Consider the following 22,935-nt stretch of genomic DNA (forward strand, 5'->3'; position numbering starts at 1 on the left):
TCTGGACAAAAACTCAACCGCCGTACGGCCGCCCCTCGACCGCCCCCCGGCCAAGAAGTTGCACTAAAATCAGCAAAGTGTAAAACTTTACTTTGTGAATGAGAGTGCAACTATTGCCGGCGGGCTCCGCGAGCGCAAACGCGCGGCCACGCGGGCGGCGATTACCGCCGTCGCCCGTTCCCTGACGTCCGAGCGCGGCCTCAACGGCTACACCGTGGAGGATGTGTGCGAACAGGCGGGCATCTCCCGCCGGACCTTCTTCAACTACTTCCCCAGCAAGGAAGACGCCATCCTCGGGCACGTCGACGACGAGCTGCCCCATGACCTTTTCGAGGAGTTCCTCCACGGAGGCGCCGGATCCCCGCGGGGCGAACTCTCCGCCAGCCTGCTGCAGGACCTCGTTCAGCTGTCCCTGAGCCTGTCCGAGCGGATGAGCAGCTCCGAGGAGGAAACCCGGCAGCTGATCGGCGTCATCAAGAAGGAACCGCAGCTGATGCTCAAGATCATCGGCGCCACGGAGGAGCGGGAAGCCCACTTCGCCCGGCTCGTCGCCGAGCGCGAAGGTGTGGCGGCGGACCACCCGGTGGTGCGGATGGCCGTGGTGGTGATGGGCAACATCGCCCGGCACACCAGCAGCGCCTACTTTTCCGAAGGCAACACCCGCACATACCGCGAGCTTCTCCTGGAAAACTTCGACGCCGCGAGGCTTCTGCTTTCCCAGCCCTATTCCCGCCCCGTCAACCCCTCCGCAGAAGGACAGCCATGAGCACCGCCGTCAGTTCCAAAGCCGCAGCCGGACCGCTGCTGCTGACCCAGAAACGCATCTGGATCATCTTCTCCGCGCTGATCGCTGGCATGCTGCTCTCCAGCCTCGACCAGACCATCGTCTCCACGGCCATGCCCACCATCGTCGGCAAACTCGGTGGCGTCGAGCACCAGGCCTGGATCACCACGGCCTACCTGCTGGCCACCACCATCGTGATGCCCATCTACGGCAAGTTCGGAGATGTCCTGGGCCGCCGCAACCTCTTCCTCGTGGCCATCGCGCTGTTCACGCTTGCCTCGGTGGGCTGCGCCTTCGCCACGGACTTCTGGGGCTTCGTCATCTTCCGTGCCGTCCAGGGCCTCGGTGGCGGCGGCCTGATGATCCTCTCGCAGGCCATCATCGCGGACATCGTTCCCGCCAAGGAGCGCGGCAAGTACATGGGACCCCTGGGCGCCATCTTCGGCCTCTCGGCGGTGGCCGGCCCGCTGCTGGGCGGTTTCTTCGTTGACCACCTCACCTGGGAGTGGGCCTTCTACATCAACATTCCCATCGGCATTGCCGCCTTCACCATCGCCTGGTTCACCCTCACGCTTCCCAACAAGAAGCCCGAAAAGCGGATCGACATCCTGGGCGTCGTTTTCCTCTCCATCGCCACCACCTGCCTGATCTTCTTCACGGACCTCGGCGGCAAGAAGGACGAGGGCTGGGATTCGCCCCTGACCTGGGCCTTCGGAGCCGGCCTCGTCCTCGCCGCCGCGGCCTTCGTCGCCGTCGAACGCCGCGCGGAAGACCCCATCATTCCGCTGAGCCTCTTCCGGAACCGGATCTTCGTGAACTCCACCGCCATCGGCTTCACCCTGGGCCTGGGCATGTTCGCCGCCATCGCCTTCGTACCCACGTTCCTGCAGATGTCGTCAGGCACCTCCGCCGCCGAGTCCGGGCTCCTCATGCTGCCGATGATGGCCGGCCTGATGGGAACGTCAATCTACTCCGGCATCCGCATTTCCAAGACCGGCAAGTACAAGATGTTCCCGATTCTCGGCGCCGGCCTGACCATCGCCGCCATGCTGTGGTTCACCACGCTCTCGGCCGGGACGCCCATCTGGGTTATCTGCGTCCAGCTGTTCCTGTTCGGCTCCGGCCTCGGCCTGATAATGCAGGTCATCGTCCTGGTGGTGCAGAATTCCGTTCCGGCGGACCAGATCGGCACGGCCACCAGCACCAACAACTACTTCCGCGAGGTGGGGGCTGCGCTGGGCGTCGCGGTGTTCGGCTCCATCTTCACCAACCGGCTGGCGGAGTCCCTGGCAAACGCCTTCACCGGCGCCGGAGCATCGGCTGACCAGGCCTCACAGTCCACCAAGACGCTGGATCCGCAGACACTCGCCCAGCTTCCGGGGCAGCTCCGCGACGCGATCGTCAACGCCTACGCCGACTCCCTTGCACCGGTGTTCTGGTACCTCGTCCCGTTCATCGCCCTCGCACTCATCCTGGCCATCACGCTGAAGCAGATCCCGCTCTCGGACACCGCAGGCATGGTGGCCCGCGGCGAGGCGGTGGGCGGCGAGGAGGCCGAGCTTCTCGAAGCCGCCCTGCGTGGGGCCGCTGACGGTGTGAAGGACGACGACGGCGAACTGGCCGGCCAGCGCCGCTGACCTGCCGCCTGACCACAGACCGCGAGCTGGCAGCTAATGTCCTCGAACCAGGGATTTGAGGGCATTAGCTGCCAGTTCGCGCTGAGCGTGGGTGGAACTCAGGCGGGCAGCAGGACCATCGCCGCGGCCGCTCCGGCCAGCATGAACGGCCCGAACGGAATGGCCGACTTGAGCGTCCCGCGCCGCAGTGCCAGCAGGCCTATGCTCCAGAGGCCGCCGAGCAGGAACGCGGCGAACGTCCCTGCGAAAACGTGCGGCCAGCCGAGGTAGCCCAGATACAGCCCCAGGACGCCGGCGAGTTTCACGTCCCCAAACCCCATGCCGGGCGGGTATACCAGCCGCAGCACGAAGTAGAAGAGCCACAGCACCGCTCCCCCGGCCACAATCCTCAGCGCGGGCACGCCGAAAAGGCGGGCCGCGCCGTCGGGCAGCCCTGCCGGGTCCGCCGCCGCGAGTGTCAGCACCGCCCCCAGCAGCAGCACCCCGGCCACGCCGTAGGAGGGAAAGACAATCCGGTTCGGCAGCAGGTGGTGGCGGACGTCGATGACCGTGAGCCGTACCGCCATCACGGTGAAGTAGGCGCACGCCGCCAGCAGCAGCCAGAATGCCGGCGGTGCCGCTTCCCACAGTTCGCCAAGTCGTTGGATCACTCTCGGATGCTACTGGATTTGCCCGGCCTGCCGCTGGGGGCCGCGCGTAAACTGTGGATATGGGGACCTGGGACGCCAAACACCGGCAGGAACACGGCGGCGGTGCGACGCCCACGTCGGCCGCTTCCTTTCGCAACCTGTGCCGCTCGTCCCCGTGGAAATGGCAGTCCCTGCGCTTCGAATACACCGAATTTCCAGTCAGCGGCCTTCCCGGCAGCGGCACCGTCCGCGCCTGGCTGCGCCGCCCCGGCGCCCTCCGCCTGGAGTCCGGCGACGGTACCCTGCTCGGCAGCACCACCGGCATCAACGACTCCCGCGACGGCCTGTACATCAGCGCCACCCGGAAGTCGTGGCTTCTTCCCGCACATCTGGTGACGCCGGTCTACGACGACGGCGGCCTGGTGCGGCGCCGTCCGGAAGCCGCGTACGGCGAACCCTCGTTCGGAAACGGCCGGTTCGCTGCTGCACTGGATCCGGTGGAACTGGCGGGCAAAGCCCCGGTGCCGCTGGAGTTCCCCAACGCGAACGCCGTCGAGGTGCTGGAGCCGGTCCGGCAGGTGACGCACGAAGGCCGTCCCGCGCTGGAAACTGTGGTCTCGCCGAACCCCGGGTACCGGCCGCTGGATCCGGCGGCGCCCCTCTGCGGCCCCGGCCGGACCAGGATCCGCGTCGATGCTGGAACCGGCGTCTGCGTTGCCGCCGAACCGGCCGGCGGCGAAGGGCAGCTTCCCGGGCACCGCATCCGGATCCTGGCCGTGGACGAGTACATGCTGGACGATCTTTTCGTGGCCGAGCCGATGAACCTCACCGACGTGCGCGAGCACGTCCAGTGGCCGCTGCGGCCTAACCCGGCCTGACGGGCCACCCGGAATGGGGGTCCATGCAGGCTTTTTCCAACCTGCCGGCCGCAAACTCGTGCCATGTCAACCATGGCTCCAGGCGTATCGACACCACCTGACGCCGCCGTCACCGGCAGGTCCGGTACCCGGCGCCGCAGGAAGTTGCTGCTGATCCCACTCTCCCTGCTCTGTGCCCTGGGAATCGTGCTGGGATATCTCTTCCTCACCGCCAAGCCGGAGGCCAGCACCCCCTTGGGCGCCAGTGCGGTGATCCCCGGCGGAACGGCCCGGGTGAACGGCATCATCCCGCTGGAAAAGGACGGCTGGCTTCCGCCGGAACGTGTCCAGGTGCTGGACGAGGGCCCGTCCGCGGGGACCCACCGGGTGCGCATACTGGTGCAGTTCACGGCTCTGGAAGGTGAAGGCGTCGCCGTGGATACGTCGCAGTTCACCGTGACGGGGCTGGGCGCCAACAGCATTCATCCGCTGTGGACGTCACCGGCGAAGGACCAGCTCCGGCCAGGTGATTCGCTCGACGCCGCCATGGTCTTCGAGCTTCCCAACCAGGCGATTGCCCTGGTGCTGGAGGGGCCCGGCAACACCCGGCTGTCCCTCGGCCTGTCGCACCACACCAGCTGACAGCGGCGGACCAGCTGACAGCCGCTGACCCGGGATAGGCGGGTGCCGCGGGCTGCGGACGCCTGTGGCGCGTGCATCGGCTAGGCTTCCGGCATGACCGAGCTGATCTCCGTGTGGCCTCCGTTCGCGCTCACCCTGACCACTCCCCGGCTCGCGCTGCGGCCGCTGCGCGACGACCACATCCCCGCGGCTGTTGAAGCAGCTGCCAGCGGCATCCACGACCAGGGCCGCAATCCGTTCAGCAACCCCTGGACCGCGGTCCCCGCCGACAAGCTGGGACCGAACATGGCGCGCTGGTACTGGCAGTGCCGCGCCGCCTCCACACCGGACTCCTGGACCCTGACACTGGGCATCTGGCACGACGGCGCCTTCCTCGGCTGCCAGGACATCGCCGCACGGGACTTCTCGGTTCTCCGCACCGTCACCACCGGATCATGGTTGCGAAGGAGCGCGCAGGGCCGCGGCTTCGGCCGGGAGATGCGGGCCGCCGTCGCGCTTTACGCCTTTGACTGGCTTGGCGCCGAAGCCTGCGAATCCGAAGCAGCCGACTGGAACGCAGCCTCCCTGGGCGTCTCCCGCTCGCTCGGCTACGAACTGAACGGCACGACCCGCATGTCCTGGGGCGGCAAGCCGGAAACAGTCCAGCGGGTCCGCCTCACGCCGGAAACCTTCAACCGGCCCGACTGGCGCCTATTGGTGGAAGGCCACGAACCCACAGCCAAGTTCCTCCTGGGGGTCGCCGCTGGTTGAGCCTGGTTTTCGACAAACTCACCCAGCGACGTCCCCAGGGACCCGAAGCGAGCTTGCGAGCTTTGGGAAGGGACCTACGCGCTAAGCGACGGCGGGGCGCCGTTGCCGCGGAATGCAGCCCCGGCGCCCCGTGTAAATTACGCCCCTTCGAGCAGGTCCGTGACGAGCGCCGCAATAGGCGAACGTTCGGACCGGGTGAGGGTGATGTGGCCGAAGAGCGGGTGGCCCTTCAGGGTTTCGACGACGGCTGCGATGCCGTCATGCCGTCCTACCCGGAGGTTGTCGCGCTGGGCAACGTCGTGGGTGAGGACGATCTTCGAGTTCTGCCCGATCCGGCTCATGACGGTGAGCAGAACGTTCTTTTCGAGCGACTGGGCCTCGTCCACGATCACGAAGGCGTCGTGCAGGGAGCGTCCGCGGATGTGGGTCAGCGGCATGACCTCCAGCATGCCGCGGTCCATGACTTCCTCCACGACTTCCTGGCTCACGAGAGCGCCCAGGGTGTCGAAGACCGCCTGCGCCCAGGGGTTCATCTTTTCCTGCTCGGAACCCGGCAGGTAGCCGAGCTCCTGCCCGCCCACGGCGAAGAGCGGGCGGAACACGATCACCTTGCGGTGCTCGCGGCGTTCCAGTACCGCTTCCAGGCCGGCGCACAGGGCCAGCGCCGACTTGCCGGTGCCCGCACGGCCGCCCATGGACACGATGCCCACCGCGGGGTCCATCAGCAGGTCGATGGCGAGCCGCTGCTCCGCGGAGCGCCCGTGGAGGCCGAAAATATCGCGGTCCCCCTTGACCAGGCGGACCTGCTTATCGGCACCGACGCGGCCCAGGGCCGACCCCCGGCTGCTGAGCACCACAAGGCCGGTGTTGACCGGCATTTCGGCAGCCGCCGGGATGAAGACCGGCTCGTGGCCATACAGCGTGGAGATCTCCTCGTCGCTCGCATCGATCTCGGCGACGCCGGTCCACCCGGAATCCTTGACGAGCTCGTTGCGGTATTCATCGGCCAGCAGGCCCATGGCCGACGCCTTGACCCGCATGGGGAGGTCCTTGGACACCACGGTGACGTTGCGCCCCTCGTTGGAAAGGTTCTTGGCGACGGCGAGGATGCGGCTGTCGTTGTCCCCGGCGCGGAATCCGGCCGGCAGGACTTCGGCCGAGATATGGTTCATCTCGATCATGAGCGTACCGCCGGCGTCGCCCAGCGGGATGGGCCGGTTCAGCCCGCCGTGCTGGATGCGAAGGTCATCAAGGAGCCGGAGCGCCTTCCGTGCGAAGTAGCCGAGTTCGGGGTCATGCCGCTTCCCTTCAAGTTCGGTGATCACCACGATCGGCACAATGACTTCGTGCTCCGCAAACCGCAGCAGGGCGCGGGGGTCGGAGAGCAGCACGGAGGTATCGATGACGAAAGTGGAGACTGCTGGCTGGGATTCAGTCCGTGGGCCGGAAACAGCAAGACCGGCTGCGGCGTCTTTCGTGTCCGCACCGGTCTTTGAATTGGCTCGCTTGGCGCGAGAGGTAGCCTTCTCACCCTTGTCCGTGATGACGTCGGGCAGTTGTTCAGAAATAGCCACATCGACTCCAGCCCCAGGCACATGCCCGGAATTGTTATTGGTGAGGCGGCTCGGCCACGAGGCCGGATCCGGCCTCCCATACAACCGGTGCGAAGAATCGCTCCATGTACTGGCCTCCCCGATCAGCCGGCGGTTTGCCTGCTGATGGGTTTAACGTAAATCGCCCCGAACTAATTTCCAAAGGCTTCTTCCGGCGATTCCTGTTGCCGCTGTGTGAATTCGGCGTGAACGGCGGCGGCCCAGGGGCGGCCAACAGACGCCGAGAAGGCTAGGAGCCGAAGCGGCGCTGCCTGCCTGCGTAGTCGCGCAGGGCGCGAAGGAAGTCCACCTTCCGGAAGGCCGGCCAGAGGGCCTCGCAGAAGTAAAACTCGCTGTAGGCGCTCTGCCACATCAGGAAGCCTGAGAGCCGCTGCTCGCCGGAGGTCCTGATCACAAGGTCCGGATCGGGCTGGCCGCGGGTGTAGAGAAAGCGGGAGATATCCTCCACACTCAGGGAGTCGGCGAGTTCGCTGATGTCCGCCTTGTGCGCCACGGCGTCGTGCAGCAGCTCGCGTACCGCGTCCACGATCTCGCGCCGGCCGCCATAGCCGACGGCCACGTTCACGTGGAGTTTCTCGCGCACCGGCGTCCTGGCCGTGAGCTTGGTCAGCCGGTCCGCCAGGTAGTCCGGGAGCAGTTCCGGGGCCCCCATGGCGTGGACCGAAATGTCGGCGTCCTCGTCGAGCCGGTCCAGCGTGTTGGCGATGATGCCCATGAGCAGGTCAAGTTCCTCGCCGGAACGGCTCATGTTGTCCGTGGAGAGCATGTAGAGGGTGACCACCCGGACGCCCAGCTCCTGGCACCATCCGAGGAACTCATGGATCTTGTCCGCGCCGGCCTGGTGGCCCTGGCTGGTCGGGGCATTGAACTGCCGGGCCCAGCGCCGGTTCCCGTCCACCATGACGCCGATGTGCCGGGGGATCCGTTCCGGCTCCAGGGAGCGCAGAAGCTTCCGCTCATAGAAGCCATAGAGGAACCCGGGCCATTCCATCCGGAGACTCACCTGACTTCCTGCTGTACGACTTTTGTGCAAGTCCTAGGCTACCGCCCGGAGGCGGCGGCCGCGTGCAGGCGGCGGGCCGGACCCCCGGCGGCGGAGCTGCCCTCCATGCCGCGGACGCACTGTTACCGGCAGGTAACTTACCGAACCGTAGATTATTCTGGAAGGCATGAAAAGCAACGCCCCGGACGGCGGACCGGGCGCCCCCGACCCCAAATCAACGGAGCCGAAAGCACCGGAACCGAAAGCCTCCGAGCCCAATTCAACGGAGCCGAAGGCCCCGGAGACAGAGCCCACGGTCATGGACGACGCCGCCGCCCGCATTGCGGAACTGCTGACCATCAAGCCCAGGTGGCGGGGATGGATCCACACAGCCACCGCGCCGCTGGCACTGGCGGCCGGGATCGTCCTGGTTGCGGTGGCTCCCACTCCGGACCGCAAAATCACGTCGGCCATCTACGCCCTCACCGGCGTGCTGCTGTTCGGCGTCAGCGCCGTGTACCACCGCGGCAACTGGTCCCCCGGCGTCAAACGCGTCCTCAAACGGCTGGACCACACCAACATCATGCTGGTGATCGCCGGCAGTTACACGCCTCTCGCATGGAGCCTGCTGGACAGGCCCACAGCGGTAATCCTGCTCTGGCTGATCTGGTCCGCCGCGATCCTGGGTGTCCTGTTCCGGCTGCTCTGGACCGACGCACCGCGCTGGCTGTACGTGCCCATCTACATCGGTCTCGGCTGCGGGTCCCTGTTCTACTTGCCCGAATTCTTCGCGGCGAGCGTGCCGGCGGCCCTGCTCATCTGCGTGGGCGGGGCGCTCTACATCGCCGGGGCCGTGTTCTACGCCCTTAAGAAGCCCAACTTCAGCTACCGGCATTTCGGCTTCCACGAACTGTTCCACGCCTTCACGGTGCTGGCCTTCGCCGCGCACTTCGCGGCCATCCTCATTGCAGTGCTGAGCTGACGCGTTCCAGCGCCTCCTCAACAGTCGCCACCGGCCGGTCGCAGACCATGCTGCGGCAAACGTAGACGAGCGGCGCACCGCCGGGCCCGGCCGGCCTCTGCCGCAGCAGCGGTACTCCGGCCGGCGTCCCGCCGTCGTCCGACTCAGCTTCCCCTACTGCCACCACCAGCCCCGGGCTCGGGGACAGCAGCAGCGCGCGGTGGAGGGCGTCCCGTTCGGGACCGGCAGGTCCGACGACGGCGGCCTCCAGCGGCCCCGCCAGCGCGGCCTGCGCCGTGGCCAGCAGCCAGCCCGCCACGCGCGGTGCCCGCGTTGCGAGCGGGGGCACCAGTGCCAGGATGTTTCCGGCCATGATCCGGTGTTCCGCCGAGCCGGACAGGGCGGCATGGCTCAGCAGGACGCCGGCAAAGGCAGCCGCGCCGCTGGGCGTGGCGTCGTCAAAGGGCTCCAGGCCCGGCTTTCCGCCCTGGGCGCTGACTACCTGCTCCGATTCCCCGGCCGAGTCGGCGAGCCTCCCGGAGTCCACGAAGCGGGTGCGCGCCGCCTGGATCAGCGCCTCGGCCAGCGCGTACCAGCGCGGATCGCCCGTGGCCGAGTACAGCGACAGGAAGCCGTCCGCGCAGAACGCATAGTCCTCAAGCAGGCCGCCGATCCCCCGGGCAGCGCCGCCATGCGACACGCGGACCAGCTCCCCTGTCTCCAGCTCCCCTGTCTCCGGCTGCCCCGTCTCCGGCTGCCCCGTGTCCGCCCGCCAGTGGACCCGTTCCAAGTGGCCGGCGATCCGGCCGGCTGCCGCCACGAGGTCCGGCCGGCCCAATACTGCCCCGGCCTCCGCGAGTGCGGCCACGGCGAGTCCGTTCCAGCCCGCCACCACCTTCTCGTCGCGCTCGGGCTGCGGCCGGCGCGCCCTGGTTTCCTGAAGGCGGGGCCTCACCTGCGACCACAGCTGCGCCTCGTCACCGTCCAGCGCCCGGCCCGGGTGCAGCGGCGAGCCGAGCTCCGAGACGGTTCCCCGGGTGCCGACGTTCATCATCCAGGCGACGGCGGCGGCGTCCTCGGCGCCGAGCACCTGCTCCAGTTCATCGGGGGTCCAGAGATAGCTCGCCCCTTCGTGGTGCTCGCCGTCCACCACGGAGTCGGCGTCCAGCGAGGACGCCAGTCCGCCGTCGGGCAGCCCGAGCGCGGAGAGCAGCCAGTCGGCGGTCCGCGACGCGATGTCCGCGGCCTCGGCTGCCGGGAACCCGGCCGTTCCGCCCAGCCTGAGCCAGTGCACGTAGACGCGCAGCAGCTGGGCGTTGTCGTAGAGCATCTTCTCGAAGTGCGGAACGGACCAGTCGCGCGTCACCGAGTATCTGGCGAAGCCGCCGTCGAGCTGGTCGAACAGCGCCGAGCGGGCCATCGCCGCGAGGGTGCGCCCGGCCATCTCCCGGGCCTCTGCGGCAGTTTCCGAGGGCACCGCGGCGTGCCGGATAAGGAACTCCAGAACGGCCGACGGCGGGAACTTGGGGGCGGTGCCGAACCCGCCGTCGTCTGGGTCTTCGGACCCGGCCAGGGAGCGTACGGCGGCCGGCAGCAGTCCGGCGTCGAGCAGTTCCGGCGGGCGGGACACGTCCACGGCCGCCGCGAGCTGCACCTGGCCCATGTTCTGCGCCAGGGAGCGGGCATTCTCCTCCACGGCGTCACGGCGTTCCGTCCAGGCCTCATGCACGGCCTCGAGGACCTGGCGGAAGGAGGGACGGCCAGGCATGGGCCATGGCGGGAAGTAGGTGCCGGCGTGGAAGGCCAGGCCCCCTGGGGTCAGGAAGACGGACATGGGCCAGCCGCCCTCGCCGCTGATGGCCTGCGTGGCGGCCATGTAGACGGAATCGACGTCGGGACGTTCCTCACGGTCCACCTTGACTGCAACGAAATGGCCGTTCAGGTAGTCAGCGGTGGCCTGGTCCTCGAAGGATTCGCGGGCCATGACGTGGCACCAGTGGCAGGCGGCGTAGCCGATGGACAGGAACACGGGGACGTCCCGGGACGCAGCCTGTGCAAAGGCGGCGTCCCCGAACGGCTGCCAGTGCACCGGGTTGCCGGCGTGCTGGCGCAGGTAGGCAGAGGGTTCCGCGCCGAGGGCATTGCGCTCTGCCCTGGTTCGGGCTGCCCCGTTCCGGGGTCAGGTGTCGGCGCGGCCTGCATTGCCGTTGGCGGCATCGTCGCGGGCAATGTCAGCCGCCTCGGCGGCAGCCTGGCGTTCCTCCTCCACCTGGGCGCGGTACCGCACGCGGCGGATGCGGCGCACCATGTCCACGATGAGCAGGGCGGTGAGCACCACGATGAAGGCGGTCAGCAGGAATCCCAGCAGGCCGGGGGTGACCTGGTCCTGGGACAGGCCGGGGCGCAGCGACGGCGAGGGTGCCGGGGATGATGCCAGGGCGATGAGCAAATGGTGCACTGTTCAAACCTTCTCAAGGCTGGGGCCGCCGTGCGCCGCATGGGCTGACGTCCGGCCCGTTGGTACGCGCCCGGCCGGGGCCGTTCCGGCCGCCGCACGGTCTTCTGCGCGGGGTCTTCTACGCGGGATAGAAAATGTCTCTTGTCTCTATCTTAGCCCCGCGAAGAGGTCCTTTTCCGGCAGCTCAGAGGCCACCTTGGATTGGACCAGCGTGTAGTCTTCCCAGGGCCAGACGCGCGCCTGCATCTCCGCCGACACGGCGAAGAAGAAGCCCAGCGGGTCCACCTGGGTCCGGTGGGCGCGGAGGGCGTCGTCACGGGCCTCGAAGAAATCGCCACAGTCCACCTGGGTGGTGGTTTCGTGCGTGGGCGGCGGCGGGGTGTGCCCTTCGGCGTCGGCCTCAAGCCAGGCGGCAAGGCGCTGGGCATAGGGCGACTGGAGCCCGGCTTCCTCCAGCGCAAAGTGCAGGGCACGGAAGCGTTCCGGGCTGAAGGCGCGGTCGTAGTAGAGCTTGCTCGGCTCCCAGGCCTCGCCGGTGCCCGGATACCGCTCAGGGTCGCCTGCGGCGTCGAATGCCTCCACCGCAACCCGGTGCGCCATGATGTGGTCCGGATGCGGGTAGCCGCCGTTTTCGTCATAGCTGACGATGACGTGCGGCTTGAAGTCCCGGACCAGCCGGACGAGTGGGGCCGCCGCCCGCTCCAGGGGCTGCAGCGCGAAGCACCCGGCCGGCAGTGGCGGGAGCGGATCGCCCTCGGGCAACCCGGAGTCCACGAAGCCCAGCCAGCGGTGCCGGATGCCCAGCAGCCGGGCGGCCTCGTTCATTTCGAGCCGGCGGGCGCCTGCCATGTCGCGCTTCGGATGGGGTTCGGCCTCCATGGCCGGGTTCTGGATGTCACCGCGCGAGCCGTCCGTGCAGGTCGCGACCATAACGTCCACACCGGCCGCGGCATACATGGCCATGGTGGCTGCGCCCTTGCTGGACTCGTCATCCGGGTGGGCGTGGACTGTCAGCAGGCGAAGCGTGGACGACTGGCTGGTGGACGCTGTCATCTGGGACTGCTCCTCTTTCTCCTGGGACTGGTTCTCCTGGGACTGGCTGCAATGCTGAGCCGGATATTTCCCCCGGGGGATCGCCACTAAACTGGAAGGGTGACTACCGAGGACAAGTCGGGCATTGCCCAGCCTGCAGACATTAGCCTAGCCAATCGCTATGGCCGTCCAAAGCGCAGGCTGTCCCGAACGGCCAGGCGCTGGGCGGTTATCGTTGCCCTGGCAATCGGGATGGGCTTTCTGGCCTGGGTCTCCACGTCCAATGCCACGGCGTCGGTGACGTTCAAAGACATCGGCTACCGGACCACGGACGCCACGCAGGCTGAGGTGGACTTCCAGGTGACGAGGGAACCCGGCACGGCGGTCAAGTGCGCCATCAAGGCCCTCGATTCCAAGTTCGCAGTTGTCGGCTGGAAGGTGGTCGACATTCCGCCGGTGGAGCAGGCGGCGCAGGGCCAGAGCGCCGACGGCGGGCGCACCCTGGCCCAGCGTGTTGTCCTTCGCACCGAATCCCAGGCCGTCTCGGGCGTCGTGGACAACTGCTGGATTCCGAAACCCGCGGCTTCCTAGGTCCTACAGGAAACCGGGCAGCGGAAGAAGCCATGTGACCCACGCCGCTTGGTTGTTGGGTTTACTCCACAGGATTGACTACAATGGATCAATACCTTTACCCCGCTGAGATGGTTACTGAGTTCCACAGGTGGCCACCGTGGCGGGGTCTTTGTTTGTAAGACCGCTTGTACACCCACTAGAGGAGAAGTCCGTGTCTACCACTAACAGCGCGCCTGCAGCTTGGCTTACCCAGGAAGCTTTTGACCGCCTGAAGGCAGAGCTGGACCACCTTTCCGGCCCCGGCCGTGCGGAAATCGTCCAGAAAATCGACGCTGCCCGTCAGGAGGGAGACCTCAAGGAGAACGGCGGTTACCACGCTGCGAAGGAAGAGCAGGGCAAGATCGAGGCGCGCATCCGCCAGCTGACCGTCCTGCTCCGCGACGCGCACGTAGGCGAGGCACCGGCTGACGACGGAATCGTTGAGCCGGGCATGATCGTCGTCGCCCGCATCGCCGGTGACGAGGAGACCTTCCTGCTCGGTTCCCGCGAAATCGCCGGCGACTCCGATCTGGATGTCTTCAGCGAGAAGTCCCCGCTGGGTGCCACGATCATGGGCCACAAGGAGGGCGACAAGCTTAGCTACACCGCCCCCAACGGCAAGGACATCCCCGTGGAGATCATTTCCGCCAAACCCTACTCGGGCTAACACCGCATCCGTCCGCGGTCGCAGCAAACGCACGACGCCGGTCTCCCCCACTCCGGGGACGGCCGGCGTCGTGCTTTAAATCGCCTTAGTCTTAAACTGCCTTGGTGGCCGTTCGCCGCCAACGCCGCTGACGCCGCCTACGGCTTAGCGGCGGGACGCCCGTGCCCGCAGCACGACGGCGGCAAGGACGCCGCCTGCGGCGCCGCCGAGGTGGGCCTGCCAGGACACATACCCTGCCACATTCGGAATGATTCCGAAAAGGATGCTGCCGTAGGCCAGGAACAGCACTACCGACAGCAGGATCTGCCACCAGCTGCGGTTGAAAAACCCGCGCACCAGGAGAAACGCGAAAAGACCGAAGACCAGGCCGGACGAACCCACGGTGACCCCGCCGGCACCAAACAGCCAGACGGCCAGCCCGGAGCCCAGCCAGCTGCAGGCAACGGCCGTGAGGAACACCCGGATCCCGGACAGGAACACCAGGAACCCGAAGATGATCAGCGGCAGCGCATTGGACAGCACGTGGTTGAGGTTGGCGTGCAGCAGCGGGAACGTGAAGACGTCAAGGATGCCGTCGGCGCTTCTGGGCCGGAGACCGAAGACGCCGTTCAGCGAGTGCAGCAGCACCGTGTTGAGCATCTCGATGGCGAAGAGCAGCATCACGAAGGATCCCACCACCAGCAGTCCGCCCTTGGCACGGGCGGCGGCCGTTTCCCTGGTGGCCGGCGCCTCTCCCTGGCTGTCCAGCATGGCCGCTCCTAGTGCACCACGATTGGCTGGAAGCCCTCCGCGCGCAGGGCGCCGAGGACCTGCTCGCCGTGCTCGTGGCCCTTGGTTTCAAGATTCACCGTGATGGAGACGTCGCCCATGCTGATGGAGCCGCCCACGCGCGTGTGGTCCAGGCCTGTCACGTTGGCGTCGTTCTCGGCGATGATGCGGGCGATGGTGGCCAGCGAGCCGGGGCGGTCATCGAGCATCATCCGCACGGTCATGTAGCGGCCGGCCGCGGAAAGGCCGCGCTGGATCACCTTCAGCATCAGCATGGGGTCGATGTTGCCGCCGGACAGGACGACGGCGGTGGTTCCCGGGTTCTCGATCTTGCCGTCCATGAGGGCAGCCACGCCCACGGCACCGGCGGGCTCCACCACCATCTTGGCGCGTTCCAGCAGGAAGATCAGGGCCCGCGCCAGCGAGTCTTCGCTGACGGTAACCACATCGTCCACGAGTTCGCGGATGATGCTGAAGGGCAGTTGCCCGGGCCGGCCCACGGCGATGCCGTCGGCCATGGTGGACACCTTCTTGAGCGGCACCAGGGCGTCCGCTGCCAATGACGGCGGGTAGGCGGCCGCGTTTTCTGCCTGGACACCAATGATGCGGATTTCGCGGCCGAGTTCCTTCGCGCGGGCCTTGACGGCCACCGCGACTCCGGCGAGCAGGCCTCCGCCGCCGACCCCCATCAGGATGGTGTCGACGTTGGGTACCTGTTCGAGGATCTCCAGGCCCAGCGTGCCCTGGCCGGCCACAACGTCCACGTTGTCGAAGGGGTGGACGAAGACGGCTCCGGTGTCGTCGGCATACCGCTGGGCCTCGGCAAGGGCCTCATCCACGTTGTGACCGTGCAGGACCACCTCGGCGCCGTGGCTGCGCGTGGCTGCGAGCTTGGGCAGTGCCACGCCGAGCGGCATGTAGATCCGGGCCTTGATGCCCAGGCTCTTGGCGGCGACGGCCACGCCCTGCGCGTGGTTGCCGGCGGAGGCCGCCACCACGCCGCGCTTCTTGTCCGATTCGGAGAGGCGCGCCATCCGCACGTAGGCTCCGCGGACCTTGAAGGAGCCGGCGCGCTGCAGGTTCTCGCACTTGAAGTAGACCTCGCCGCCCACCATGGCGCCCAGTGCCCGGGAGGACTCCACCGGGGTCCGCGCAATAATCCCGTCCAGCAGCTTCTGCGCCTCAAGGACATCGTCCAGCGTGACGGGAAGGCTTTCGGGGGTGTTCACGAACTATTCTCCTTTGGGTGATTCGACGTCGGCACCGGGGGCAGCGTTGCCGCCCGGGGCGCCGTGTGCAGTGCCGGCGGGGTTGCCGTGGCCGGACTGCGAGCCCGGCAGCCGGACTTCCCTGAAGGTGTTGTCCTCATCAGCAGAGGCCAGGTCTGCGGTACCCGCGGCAGCCGGCACAAGTTCATGTTCCCACGTTCTGGCAGCAATATACCGAATCGCCGAGTTTGCTACGGCCAGGATGGGGACCGAGAACAGCGCCCCGGGGATGCCGGCGAGGTAAGATCCCGCGGCAACGGACAGGATCACGGCCACCGGATGCAGGGCAACGGCCTTGCCCATGACCAGGGGCTGAAGGATGTGGCTTTCCAGCTGCTGCACCAGCAGCACGATGCCCAGCATGATCAGGGCATTGACCGGACCGTTGGCCACCAGGGCGAGCAGCACCGCGATGACGCCCGTCACCAGCGCACCGACCACGGGGATGAAGGAACCGATGAATACCAGCACGCCCAGCGGCAGGGCCAGCGGGACACTGATGATCGCCGCGCCGGCGCCGATGCCCACGGCGTCCACGAAGGCCACGAACAGCTGGATCCGCGCATAGCTCACCATGGAGGTCCACCCGCGCCGGCCGGCGCCGTCGGCGGGGATCCGCGCCTGCCGCGGCAGGAGCCGGACCAGGAAGGACCAGATGCGGCTGCCTTCCAGGAGGAAGAAGATCAGGATGAACAGAGCCAGGACCAGTCCCGCCGCGAAGTGACCGGCAGTGCTCCCGAAGGACAGGGCGCCGCTGAGGATGCTGCTGCTGTTGTTCTGCAGCGCGGCCGTGGCCTCCTGGATGTACTGGTCGATCTGGGCCGCGGTCAGGTGCAGCGGCCCCTCGGCCAGCCAGTCCTGGACCTGCTGGACGCCGGTCAGCGCCTCGCTCCACAACTCCTGGAAACCGAGGGCCAGCTGCCGGCCCACGAGGGCCAGGGAACCGGCGATGAGTCCGATGAAGCCCAGGACCGTGATCGCGACGGCGGCCCCGTTGGGGACGCGCGACTCCCGCAGCCACCGCACCACTGGGCTCAGCAGGCCGGCCAGCAGCGCAGCCACCATGACGGGAATGATCAGGAAGCTGACCTTGGCCAGCAGCCAGACCAGGGCGCCGGTGATCAACAGGATCAAGCCCAGCCGCCAGGCCCATGCCGCCGCAATGCGCACCCCGTAGGGAATGTCCTGTTCGATGTCACGGTCGGTCCGGATACGCCGAGGTTCCAGGCGCCCGAAGGGCCGTGCGGGGCTTGTTGTGCTGGGCCTGCCTGTGGCGCTGGCGCTGCCTGTCGCGCTGGCGCCCGTGCTGGCTGCGTCCTCTGGTGTGGCGTCCTTTGCTGGCGTCATAGCCCAATACTTCCCTAGCCGCCGTGCTATGGGAAACGCGCCACGGCCCGGCTGTGCACTACCAGGGCCGGATACTGCCTGGTCAGGCCCCGGCCAGGTCAGCGCGGATGCCCCAGGTGATGGTGAACGAGTCCCCGGGCGCAAGCCAGCGGAGGCTGTCCCCCGAGTTAAAGGCATTCGCAGGCCCTGTCATCGGTTCCAGTGCCACAGCCGCGGTCCGGCCCGGGTAGATGCGGCTGACAAACACGTGGACGAAGGGGCAGGTCTCGTCCTGCCACAGGCTGACGCTGCGGCCGTCCGGCGCGGTCAGCGTGTGGCGGGCGATCCCGCCGTCGAACGCCAGATCCGTCAAGGCGGCGTCGAGATCCAGGTCCCCCACCGTCCTCCCCCGCCGCAGGTCGCTGTCCGCCGACACGGGTTCGGAGCTGCGCGGGATGAGCCGCGCGTCGGCCACCAGCCGCGTTGCGGCATCCACCGTCAGCGTGAGTTCCTCGGAGGGAACGTCGCCGATCCGGAGGTACGGGTGCGCCCCCAGCACGAACGGCGCCTCGGCCCCGGAATCGTTGACCAGTGTTTGCCGCACCTCCAGGCCCAGATCCTCGGCCAGGGAGTACTCAACGCGGTGCCGCACCAGGAAGGGATAGCCGTGCTGGGGGAACACCGGCGCCTCGAGCGTCACGGCAAACTCGGATTCAGCGACGAGGGAGTACGCCGTATTGCGCAGGAGCCCGTGGCTTGCGTTGTTTTTGGAAACCTCGGTGATGTCCAGCTGCTGCTTCTTGCCGTTCAGGTGCCAGACGCCGTCCTCCACCCTGTTCGCCCAGGGCGCCAGGGTGATGCCCGTGGCGCCGGGCGGAATGTCGGAATCCCCATAGGACTCCGTCAGCTGGACGTCCCCGCGGCTGTACCACCGAAGCCCGGCAGCGAGCTCAGTGACCACGGCGAGCGCGTCGCCCCGCCTGAGCTCGTACTGCCTGCCCGTGGCGTAGCGCCTCGGCACCGTGCGGGAATCACTGGCCATCGGGGCATGGCCGGCCGTGGAGGAATGGCTGGTTTCGGAAGTCGCGCCGGAAGTCATGGACCTACCGTACAACGCACTCACTACTCCGCATGTGATCCGCATGTACCGCCCGCGAGGACCAATAGTTGTTATCTTTTGTTAGAAAGTATTTGTTTTTGATCGCTTTGTGCCACAATGGGAACAGCCACAAATGGTGACCGGGCCCACAGGCGCTCGAACCCGCACCGAGCCCGCAAGGAAAGGAGGAGCAACGTGCTCGCAAGCCAGCGGCAGCACCTCATCCTCCAGGAACTCGACGCCGAGGGCACGGTCCGCGTCGCGGCGCTCGCGGACCTGCTCCGTGTCTCCGAGATGACCGTCCGGCGCGACATCGACGCGCTCGATGCCGAAGGCCTGCTGCTGCGGGTTCACGGCGGTGCCACACGCGCTGCCGCGTTCAGCGCCCTCGAACCGGGCTTCGGTGCAAAGTCGGCCCGGGAAGCTGACGCGAAACGGTCCATCGCCACGGAGGCGCTCACGCTGCTCCGCCCCGGCATGACCCTGCTGGTTTCCGGCGGCACCACCACCCATGAGCTGGCGCGGCTGCTTCCCCGGGATCTCGGCCTCACGGTGGCCACCAACTCCCTCATGGTGGCCGGCGCGCTGGCGGCGGCCGGAGATGGCGGCATCCGCACCGTGGTCCTGGGCGGTCAGCGCACACCGTCCGAGGCCCTTGTTGGCCCGGTGACGGTGCACGCCCTGGACAACCTGCACGCCGACCTGTGCTTCATGGGCGTGCACGGGTTCGACCCGAAGGCCGGCATCACCTCGCCGAACCTGCTCGAGTCCGAGGTCAACGCAGCCATGATCGCGGTATCGGACCAGCTGGCAGTGCTCGCGGACGCCACCAAGTACGGAACCGTGGGGCTCGCCGGGATCGCCCCGCTGTCCGCCGTCGGCACCCTCATCACCGACGACCGGATCGGCACAGGCGCCGCAGGCCCTGCCGCCGAGGAGCTGCTCCGGCAGTCCGTCGGCGAACTGCGGCTCGCACACATACCCCCGCCCTCCCAACTGGGTAGCAGCTCAGGGCCTTCCCACGGCCGGGAACGCCCTGAGCTGCTACCTACTTCTCACAACGACACTCTTCCCGCCCGCCCCACCAGCCTCCCGGACGGCCAGACGCCGGCTACCGCGTTCAAAGGACATGACGCATGACTCATATCACCAGCACCCACCTCGCCGACGGCCGCGAACTGCTCTACTTCGACGACGCCGGCTCACCCCGACCGCGGACCGTCGAACAGGCGCAGGACCGCCGCGATCTCCCGCCCCGCGGAGAGCCTGGCGAAGTCCGGTATGACGCACTGACCGGCGAATGGGTGGCAGTGGCCGCACACCGGCAGACGCGCACCCACCTGCCGCCGGCGGACCAGTGCCCCATCTGCCCCACCACGGACGCCAACCCGTCGGAGATCCCCGCACCGGACTACGACGTCGTGGTGTTCGAGAACCGCTTCCCCTCCCTGGGCCCGGCCCTGGGCCCGGTCCCAGCCAACCCGGGCTGGGGCACCACGGGCCCCGCTTTCGGGCGCTGCGAGGTGGTCACCTTCACCCCGGAGCACACGGGATCGTTCAGCGGCCTGAGCGAAACCCGTGCCCGCACGGTGGTGGAGGCCTGGGCGCACCGGACGGGAGCCCTCAGCGCGCTGCCCGGCATCAAGCAGGTCTTCCCGTTTGAGAACCGCGGCGCGGACATCGGCGTCACCCTGCACCACCCGCACGGCCAGATCTACGCCTACCCCTACGTCACGCCGCGCGCCGCCGTCATGGGCGCCGCCGCGCGCAGGTTTTATGACGACGCCGGGGGGCGGCAAACGCTGACCGGCTCGCTGCTGCGCTCCGAACGGGAAGACGGCAGCCGGATGGTGCTGGAAAGCGACAGCTTCAGTGCTTACGTTCCGTTTGCGGCCCGGTGGCCCCTGGAGATCCACCTCGTGCCGCACCGCCAGGTCCCGGATCTGGCCGGGCTGACCGGGGAGGAGAAGGACGAACTGGCCCACGTCTACCTCGACCTGCTCAAGCGGCTCGACGCCCTCTACCCCACCCCGACGCCCTACATCTCCGCCTGGCACCAGGCCCCGGTGGATGACCTGCTGCGCCCGGCAAGCTACCTGCACCTGCAGCTGACCTCCCCGCGCCGCGCGGCGGACAAGCTCAAGTTCCTGGCTGGCTCCGAGGCGGCCATGGGTGCCTTCATCAACGACACCACCCCCGAACAGGTGGCGGAGCGGCTCCGCTCGGTCACCGTTCCGGCATCCCCGGCCGAGACGCTCGCTTCGGCCGCCCCCGGTCTTATCGAACCGGGCCTTACCGAACCGGACCTCATCGAAGGAGCCCACGCATGACCGCCCCCGCCACCGCCACCGACCTCGAGGCCCGGTTCCACGCCGCCTTCGGCCGCCAGCCCGACGGCGTGTGGCAGGCTCCCGGCCGGGTCAACCTGATCGGCGAGCACACGGACTACAACGAGGGCTTCGTGCTGCCGTTCGCCATCGACCGGACCGCCCGCGTGGCCGTGGGGGTCCGTACCGATTCCGCCATCCGGCTGCTCTCGACCTACGGCGACCAGGGAGTCACGACGGCGGACACAGCTTCGCTGCAGGCCGGGACGGCCAAGGGCTGGACCAAGTACCCGCTGGGCGTCATCTGGTCCCTGCAGCAGCGCGGCATCGACGTCCCGGGCCTGGACCTGCTGCTGGACTCCGACGTGCCCCTCGGCGCCGGGCTGTCCTCCTCGCACGCGATTGAATGCGCAGTGATCTCGGCACTCAACGACCTCACCGGAGCCGGCATGGGCCCGGAAGACATGGTGCTGGCCACCCAGCGTGCGGAGAACGACTTCGTCGGCGCACCCACGGGCATCATGGACCAGTCCGCCTCGCTGCGCGGCTCGAAGGGCCACGCCGTGTTCCTGGACTGCCGGGACCAGAGTGTCCAACTCGTCCCCTTCGAGGCCGAGGCGGCCGGCCTTGTCCTGCTGGTCATCGACACCAAGGTGTCCCATTCCCATGCCGACGGCGGCTACGCCTCCCGCCGCGCGTCCTGCGAACTGGGCGCCGAAGTGCTGGCCGTCAAGGCGCTCCGGGACATCACGCCAGGCGATCTGGAGGAGGCCAGCGGGCTGCTGGACGAGGTCACGTTCCGCCGCGTCCGGCACGTGGTCACCGAGAACGACCGCGTGCTGCAGACCGTGGAACTCCTGGGGCAACAGGGCCCGTCGGCGATCGGCGCCCTGCTCGACGCCAGCCATGCCTCCATGCGCGACGACTTTGAGATCTCCTGCGCCGAACTGGATCTCGCCGTCGATACCTCCCGGGCCAACGGCGCCATCGGCGCCCGGATGACCGGCGGCGGTTTTGGCGGCGCCGCCATCGCCCTGACTCCGGTGAGCGGGGAGCAGCAGGTGCGTACCGCCGTCGTACGGGCCTTCGCGGAGGCGGGTTACACCGCGCCGGACATCTTCACGGTCACTCCGGCGGCCGGGGCAATGCGGCTGGCGTAGCTGTTAATGCACCCTGCTCCGGGCGTAGGCTGGTCGCATGCCTGAAGCAGTCATTGTTTCAACCGCCAGGAGCCCGATCGGCCGCGCGTTCAAGGGGTCGCTGAAGGACGAGCGGCCGGACGATCTGGCGGCGGCCATGGTCAGCGCGGCGCTGGCCAAACTGCCGGCGTTCGACCCCTCCGGAGACAGCGGGCAGGGCCTGGACGACCTCTACCTCGGCTGCGCCGAACCGAGCGGCGAAGCGGGCTCCAACATGGCCCGCGTCGTCACCATCCTCACGGGGCTGGACAACGTGCCGGCCGCCACCGTCAACAGGTTCTGCGCCTCCAGCCTGCAGACCCTGCGGATGGCCTTCCACGCCATCCGCGCGGGCGAGGGCCAGGCATTCGTGGCAGCCGGCGTCGAAGCCGTGTCGCGCTACCAGGACTGGGCCGGGGCGGGCGAAACCGGGGCCCAGAACCACAACCCGCTGTTCGAACCGGCCCGCCACCGCACGGCTGCGCGCGCCGAGTCGAACACGCCCTGGACGGATCCGCGGCTGGGCGGCCGCATGCCGGACATCTATATCGCCATGGGCCAGACGGCCGAGAACGTGGCCACTTCCTACGGAGTCAGCCGCGCTGACCAGGACGAATGGGCCGTGCTTAGCCAGAACCGGGCCGAGGCCGCGATCGCCTCCGGGTTCTACGCCCGTGAAATCACCCCGTACGAACGGCGCGACGGCACGGTGGTGGACCGGGACGATTCGCCGCGGCCGGGCGTGACCCTCGACGCGGTCAGCGCCCTGCAGCCGGCCTTCCGCCGGGAGGGAACCGTCACGGCAGGCAATGCGTGCCCGCTGAACGACGGCGCCGCCGCCCTGGTGGTCATGAGCTACGACCTGGCCAGGGACCTGGGGCTGGAGCCGCTGGCCAGAATCGTCTCCACCGCGGCCACCGCCCTGTCCCCCGAGCTGATGGGGATGGGGCCGGTGGAAGCCTCCCGGCAGGCGCTGGCCCGTGCCCGCCTGGACATGCGGGACATCGACCTCGTGGAGCTCAACGAGGCCTTCGCCGTACAGGTGGTGGCCAGCGCCCGCGAACTGAAAATCGACCCCGCGAGGCTCAACGTCCACGGCGGTGCCATCGCCCTGGGGCATCCGTTCGGCATGACCGGAGCCCGCATGACCACCACGCTGATTAACGGCCTGCGCGAGACGGACGGAACCATGGGCCTCGCCACGCTCTGCGTCGGCGGCGGGCAGGGCATGGCCGTGGTGCTGGAGCGCCTCACCTAACGTTCGCCCTTGGAGTTTTTGTAGAGATAATGGCTCTAAATGGCCCCCGAAGTCCCAATAAGTGGACAAAAACTCCAGCCTTAACGC

The 22,935-nt window shown here is 68.0% G+C and carries 22 protein-coding genes; 12 read left to right on the plus strand and 10 right to left on the minus strand.

Features of this window, described 5'->3' with window-relative positions; translation table 11 throughout:
• Positions 1 to 94 precede the first annotated feature (94 nt).
• The gene (locus tag AC57BR_RS06315) at positions 95 to 766 is read left to right on the plus strand and encodes a TetR/AcrR family transcriptional regulator (RefSeq protein WP_496358927.1); all 672 of its coding nucleotides are present in this window, start codon (positions 95 to 97) and stop codon (positions 764 to 766) included.
• Positions 763 to 2,421 carry an MDR family MFS transporter gene (locus AC57BR_RS06320; protein WP_496358928.1) on the plus strand — a complete coding sequence of 553 codons (1,659 nt, stop codon included), beginning with the start codon at positions 763 to 765 and terminating at the stop codon, positions 2,419 to 2,421. The genes AC57BR_RS06315 and AC57BR_RS06320 overlap by 4 nt, the downstream gene beginning before the upstream one ends.
• A 98-nt stretch (positions 2,422 to 2,519) precedes the next feature.
• Here AC57BR_RS06320 and AC57BR_RS06325 read toward each other — a convergent pair whose 3' ends face one another.
• Positions 2,520 to 3,071, minus strand: coding sequence for a prepilin peptidase (locus tag AC57BR_RS06325; RefSeq protein WP_496358929.1), 552 nt, complete (start codon positions 3,069 to 3,071; stop codon positions 2,520 to 2,522).
• Between the two features lie 59 nt (positions 3,072 to 3,130).
• Here AC57BR_RS06325 and AC57BR_RS06330 point away from each other — a divergent pair, with 59 nt between their 5' ends.
• The 3 genes from AC57BR_RS06330 (at position 3,131) to AC57BR_RS06340 (ending at position 5,299) form a co-directional block, all read left to right on the plus strand.
• Entirely contained in the window at positions 3,131 to 3,928 is a 798-nt protein-coding gene (locus tag AC57BR_RS06330) for a hypothetical protein (RefSeq protein ID WP_496358930.1), read from the plus strand.
• A gap of 63 nt (positions 3,929 to 3,991) precedes the next feature.
• Complete coding sequence (locus AC57BR_RS06335; protein ID WP_496358931.1) at positions 3,992 to 4,549, plus strand: hypothetical protein; 558 nt, start codon at positions 3,992 to 3,994, stop codon at positions 4,547 to 4,549.
• Between the two features lie 93 nt (positions 4,550 to 4,642).
• Positions 4,643 to 5,299, plus strand: coding sequence for a GNAT family N-acetyltransferase (locus tag AC57BR_RS06340; protein ID WP_496358932.1), 657 nt, complete (start codon positions 4,643 to 4,645; stop codon positions 5,297 to 5,299).
• Positions 5,300 to 5,436: 137 nt separating this feature from the next.
• Here AC57BR_RS06340 and phoH2 read toward each other — a convergent pair whose 3' ends face one another.
• Positions 5,437 to 6,873, minus strand: coding sequence for an RNA 5'-3' helicase PhoH2 (gene phoH2 / locus AC57BR_RS06345; RefSeq protein ID WP_496358933.1), 1,437 nt, complete (start codon positions 6,871 to 6,873; stop codon positions 5,437 to 5,439).
• Between the two features lie 268 nt (positions 6,874 to 7,141).
• Positions 7,142 to 7,903 carry an isoprenyl transferase gene (locus AC57BR_RS06350; protein WP_043417634.1) on the minus strand — a complete coding sequence of 254 codons (762 nt, stop codon included), beginning with the start codon at positions 7,901 to 7,903 and terminating at the stop codon, positions 7,142 to 7,144.
• A 310-nt stretch (positions 7,904 to 8,213) separates the two neighbouring features.
• Between AC57BR_RS06350 and trhA the strand changes: the two genes are divergently transcribed.
• Positions 8,214 to 8,876, plus strand: coding sequence for a PAQR family membrane homeostasis protein TrhA (gene trhA, locus AC57BR_RS06355; protein ID WP_496359028.1), 663 nt, complete (start codon positions 8,214 to 8,216; stop codon positions 8,874 to 8,876).
• Here the strand turns inward: trhA and AC57BR_RS06360 are convergent.
• The 3 genes from AC57BR_RS06360 to mca form a co-directional block, all read right to left on the minus strand.
• Positions 8,857 to 10,944: a thioredoxin domain-containing protein gene (locus AC57BR_RS06360; RefSeq protein WP_496358934.1), complete on the minus strand. Its 2,088-nt coding sequence runs from the start codon at positions 10,942 to 10,944 to the stop codon at positions 8,857 to 8,859. The two genes, trhA and AC57BR_RS06360, sit on opposite strands and share 20 nt — an antisense overlap.
• A gap of 90 nt (positions 10,945 to 11,034) precedes the next feature.
• The gene (locus AC57BR_RS06365; RefSeq protein WP_387099803.1) at positions 11,035 to 11,313 is read right to left on the minus strand and encodes a hypothetical protein; all 279 of its coding nucleotides are present in this window, start codon (positions 11,311 to 11,313) and stop codon (positions 11,035 to 11,037) included.
• Positions 11,314 to 11,460: 147 nt separating this feature from the next.
• Positions 11,461 to 12,366 carry a mycothiol conjugate amidase Mca gene (gene mca, locus AC57BR_RS06370; protein WP_496358935.1) on the minus strand — a complete coding sequence of 302 codons (906 nt, stop codon included), beginning with the start codon at positions 12,364 to 12,366 and terminating at the stop codon, positions 11,461 to 11,463.
• A 99-nt stretch (positions 12,367 to 12,465) separates the two neighbouring features.
• Here mca and AC57BR_RS06375 point away from each other — a divergent pair, with 99 nt between their 5' ends.
• Positions 12,466 to 12,936, plus strand: a complete 471-nt coding sequence (locus tag AC57BR_RS06375; protein WP_496358936.1) for a DUF4307 domain-containing protein — start codon at positions 12,466 to 12,468, stop codon at positions 12,934 to 12,936.
• Positions 12,937 to 13,129: 193 nt separating this feature from the next.
• Positions 13,130 to 13,624 (plus strand): transcription elongation factor GreA, encoded by a 495-nt coding sequence (gene greA / locus AC57BR_RS06380; RefSeq protein ID WP_306921693.1) that lies wholly within the window; start codon positions 13,130 to 13,132, stop codon positions 13,622 to 13,624.
• Between the two features lie 144 nt (positions 13,625 to 13,768).
• On the opposite strand, the gene AC57BR_RS06385 is transcribed toward greA, so the two are convergent.
• The 4 genes from AC57BR_RS06385 to AC57BR_RS06400 all read right to left on the minus strand — a co-directional run bounded on the left by AC57BR_RS06385 (position 13,769) and on the right by AC57BR_RS06400 (position 18,028).
• Positions 13,769 to 14,374 carry a rhomboid family intramembrane serine protease gene (locus tag AC57BR_RS06385; RefSeq protein ID WP_496358937.1) on the minus strand — a complete coding sequence of 202 codons (606 nt, stop codon included), beginning with the start codon at positions 14,372 to 14,374 and terminating at the stop codon, positions 13,769 to 13,771.
• Positions 14,375 to 14,382: 8 nt separating this feature from the next.
• Positions 14,383 to 15,621, minus strand: a complete 1,239-nt coding sequence (gene ilvA / locus AC57BR_RS06390; protein ID WP_003798029.1) for a threonine ammonia-lyase — start codon at positions 15,619 to 15,621, stop codon at positions 14,383 to 14,385.
• A 3-nt stretch (positions 15,622 to 15,624) separates the two neighbouring features.
• Complete coding sequence (locus AC57BR_RS06395; protein ID WP_496358938.1) at positions 15,625 to 17,007, minus strand: AI-2E family transporter; 1,383 nt, start codon at positions 17,005 to 17,007, stop codon at positions 15,625 to 15,627.
• Positions 17,008 to 17,089: 82 nt separating this feature from the next.
• A complete protein-coding gene (locus tag AC57BR_RS06400) occupies positions 17,090 to 18,028 on the minus strand; it encodes an aldose 1-epimerase family protein (RefSeq protein WP_496359029.1) in 939 nt (312 codons plus the stop codon).
• Positions 18,029 to 18,280: 252 nt separating this feature from the next.
• Between AC57BR_RS06400 and AC57BR_RS06405 the strand changes: the two genes are divergently transcribed.
• Genes AC57BR_RS06405 through AC57BR_RS06420 form a run of 4 tightly spaced genes read left to right on the plus strand, consistent with a single transcriptional unit; the run spans position 18,281 to position 22,848 of the window.
• Positions 18,281 to 19,225 carry a DeoR/GlpR family DNA-binding transcription regulator gene (locus AC57BR_RS06405; RefSeq protein ID WP_496358939.1) on the plus strand — a complete coding sequence of 315 codons (945 nt, stop codon included), beginning with the start codon at positions 18,281 to 18,283 and terminating at the stop codon, positions 19,223 to 19,225.
• Positions 19,222 to 20,415, plus strand: a complete 1,194-nt coding sequence (galT, locus tag AC57BR_RS06410) for a galactose-1-phosphate uridylyltransferase (protein ID WP_496358940.1) — start codon at positions 19,222 to 19,224, stop codon at positions 20,413 to 20,415. The genes AC57BR_RS06405 and galT overlap by 4 nt, the downstream gene beginning before the upstream one ends.
• Positions 20,412 to 21,572, plus strand: a complete 1,161-nt coding sequence (gene galK, locus AC57BR_RS06415) for a galactokinase (RefSeq protein WP_496358941.1) — start codon at positions 20,412 to 20,414, stop codon at positions 21,570 to 21,572. The genes galT and galK overlap by 4 nt, the downstream gene beginning before the upstream one ends.
• Positions 21,573 to 21,609: 37 nt before the next feature.
• Positions 21,610 to 22,848 carry an acetyl-CoA C-acetyltransferase gene (locus AC57BR_RS06420; protein WP_496358942.1) on the plus strand — a complete coding sequence of 413 codons (1,239 nt, stop codon included), beginning with the start codon at positions 21,610 to 21,612 and terminating at the stop codon, positions 22,846 to 22,848.
• The last annotated feature ends 87 nt before the right edge of the window (positions 22,849 to 22,935 follow it).

This window comes from Arthrobacter sp. BGA-UO-ETr-C19, assembly GCF_059568005.1.

What these genes read in the sequence shown, in the direction of transcription:
- AC57BR_RS06340 (WP_496358932.1), top strand. Translation starts at nt 4,643, where the DNA reads ATGACCGAGCTGATCTCCGTGTGGCCTCCGTTCGCGCTCACCCTGACC.
- galK (WP_496358941.1), top strand. Translation starts at nt 20,412, where the DNA reads ATGACCGCCCCCGCCACCGCCACCGACCTCGAGGCCCGGTTCCACGCC.
- AC57BR_RS06395 (WP_496358938.1), bottom strand. Translation starts at nt 17,007, where the DNA reads ATGACGCCAGCAAAGGACGCCACACCAGAGGACGCAGCCAGCACGGGC.
- mca (WP_496358935.1), bottom strand. Translation starts at nt 12,366, where the DNA reads ATGACAGCGTCCACCAGCCAGTCGTCCACGCTTCGCCTGCTGACAGTC.
- AC57BR_RS06420 (WP_496358942.1), top strand. Translation starts at nt 21,610, where the DNA reads ATGCCTGAAGCAGTCATTGTTTCAACCGCCAGGAGCCCGATCGGCCGC.
- trhA (WP_496359028.1), top strand. Translation starts at nt 8,214, where the DNA reads ATGGACGACGCCGCCGCCCGCATTGCGGAACTGCTGACCATCAAGCCC.
- AC57BR_RS06335 (WP_496358931.1), top strand. Translation starts at nt 3,992, where the DNA reads ATGTCAACCATGGCTCCAGGCGTATCGACACCACCTGACGCCGCCGTC.
- AC57BR_RS06320 (WP_496358928.1), top strand. Translation starts at nt 763, where the DNA reads ATGAGCACCGCCGTCAGTTCCAAAGCCGCAGCCGGACCGCTGCTGCTG.
- AC57BR_RS06350 (WP_043417634.1), bottom strand. Translation starts at nt 7,903, where the DNA reads ATGGAATGGCCCGGGTTCCTCTATGGCTTCTATGAGCGGAAGCTTCTG.
- galT (WP_496358940.1), top strand. Translation starts at nt 19,222, where the DNA reads ATGACTCATATCACCAGCACCCACCTCGCCGACGGCCGCGAACTGCTC.
- AC57BR_RS06400 (WP_496359029.1), bottom strand. Translation starts at nt 18,028, where the DNA reads ATGGCCAGTGATTCCCGCACGGTGCCGAGGCGCTACGCCACGGGCAGG.
- AC57BR_RS06330 (WP_496358930.1), top strand. Translation starts at nt 3,131, where the DNA reads ATGGGGACCTGGGACGCCAAACACCGGCAGGAACACGGCGGCGGTGCG.
- AC57BR_RS06385 (WP_496358937.1), bottom strand. Translation starts at nt 14,374, where the DNA reads ATGCTGGACAGCCAGGGAGAGGCGCCGGCCACCAGGGAAACGGCCGCC.